Origin of the sequence: Yersinia sp. 1252 StPb PI (genome assembly GCF_048593885.1) — a bacterium.
Lineage (GTDB): Bacteria > Pseudomonadota > Gammaproteobacteria > Enterobacterales > Enterobacteriaceae > Yersinia > Yersinia enterocolitica_E.
This window is the reverse complement of sequence record NZ_JAZGQE010000402.1, coordinates 1-1,030: the sequence shown is the minus strand read 5'-3', so window position 1 is coordinate 1,030 and position 1,030 is coordinate 1. Positions and strand designations below refer to the sequence as shown.

Here is a 1,030-nt window from a genome sequence, read left to right as displayed (position 1 = left end):
GAAACTGACAAACCGACACCACCGAAACCGACTCCGGTAGAAACTGACAAACCGACACCACCGAAACCGACTCCGGTGGAAACTGACAAACCGACACCACCGAAACCGACTCCGGTAGAAACTGACAAACCGACACCACCGAAACCGACTCCGGTAGAAACTGACAAACCGACACCACCGAAACCGACTCCGGTGGAAACGGACAAACCGACACCACCGAAACCGACTCCGGTGGAAACGGACAAACCAACACCACCGAAGCCCACTCCGGTGGAAACGGACAAACCGACACCACCGAAACCGACTCCGGTGGAAACGGACAAACCGACACCACCGAAACCGACTCCGGTGGAAACTGACAAACCGACACCACCGAAACCCGCTCCGGTGGAAACTGACAAACCGACACCACCAAAGAATCGACCATCAAAACCAGTGAAAGGTGAGGAGAAGCCAAATCATATGAGCCCTAGTTATCCAGGTTCTAAACTAGGTGGTGATTTCAAAGGTCATTTACCAAAAGATGATAAAAACTCTTCTCGATGGATCAAAAAAACTGCCACAGGAGATGAGCCAGTATCATACCCTAAGCCATCCGAGATTCGGCAGTCTACACCGCCGTCTAAAGCGCCAGTTTCTTCGGGTAAGCCGCCTGCAGAAAGCAATCCAAATCATATGAGCCCAAGTTACCCAGGCTCGAAACAGGATGGTAGTTTTGTTGGTAGTTTACCTAAAGATGATGGTACATCGTCAGGTTGGATCAAACACCCGACAATATCAGTGCCAACGGATTCGTCCAAACGATAGCCTAGACTAGGTCTATCGAGATAATACTAACAACAGGCTGCCATTACTTTGCAGCCTGTAATTTAACAATAGGATCTATTTATCCAATTCTTTCTACCGATGCTGAGTTTTAAAGGTGATATAACATGATGGAGATGATTCGGTATAATAAGGCTGTTATAAAAGCCGAACAAATTGTACCTACTTAATTATAATGGAATTTAGGATCATCTTTACGAGATAA

Annotated in this window: 2 protein-coding genes; one reads left to right on the top strand and one right to left on the bottom strand. The window is 47.1% G+C overall.

The genetic code is table 11. The features are described from left to right. A partial coding sequence (locus V2A85_RS23920; RefSeq protein WP_420072585.1) for a hypothetical protein occupies nucleotides 1-401 on the bottom strand: 401 nt, incomplete at its 3' end. Between the two features lie 61 nt (nucleotides 402-462). On the opposite strand from V2A85_RS23920, the gene V2A85_RS23915 reads away from it, so the two are divergent. Continuing rightward, entirely contained in the window at nucleotides 463-807 is a 345-nt protein-coding gene (locus V2A85_RS23915) for a hypothetical protein (protein ID WP_420072584.1), read from the top strand. The last annotated feature ends 223 nt before the right edge of the window (nucleotides 808-1,030 follow it).

Bases quoted from the DNA above. Each gene is read 5' to 3' on its own strand.
- V2A85_RS23915 (WP_420072584.1), top strand. From the start codon at position 463: ATGAGCCCTAGTTATCCAGGTTCTAAACTAGGTGGTGATTTCAAAGGT.